This window comes from Candidatus Frankia alpina, assembly GCF_902806485.1.
Classification (GTDB): Bacteria; Actinomycetota; Actinomycetes; order Frankiales; family Frankiaceae; genus Frankia; species Frankia alpina.
Window position 1 is genome coordinate 1 of the sequence record NZ_CADCWT010000611.1, and the last position, 348, is coordinate 348.

Annotated in this window: 1 protein-coding gene; it reads left to right on the top strand. The window is 77.0% G+C overall.

Annotated elements, in window-relative coordinates; translation table 11 throughout:
- Positions 1–138: 138 nt before the first annotated feature.
- Positions 139–348, top strand: a 210-nt coding sequence (locus G6R25_RS25775) for a hypothetical protein (protein ID WP_205447481.1), incomplete at its 3' end; no start/stop codon positions are given.

Consider the following 348-nt stretch of genomic DNA (forward strand, 5'->3'; position numbering starts at 1 on the left):
TGGCCGGGGAGGTCTGCTCATCCGGCACCCATCCGGCCGAATCGCGGAGGTGGGGCAGTGCGTCGAGCGCGCCCGGGTGGCGGACCGTCCAGGCCGCGGCGGCGAGGCCCGCCTCGAGGGCGGCTCCGACGAGCCCGGGTGGCGGTGCGGCCGTCCGGGTGGGCGAGCACCACGCAGACCGGTGTCGCCGCGTCGGGACGGACCGCCATCGTTGGCGGTGTCGACGCCCTCGGCTCGCAGTGTGGCGAGCAGCTCACGGCCGGTTGGGTCCCCGCTGACGACCGCCACGCCCGTCCTGCTTACCGCGCCAGGCTAGTCGGCCGGCCCGGGGCTCGGCGGCGGATTCCA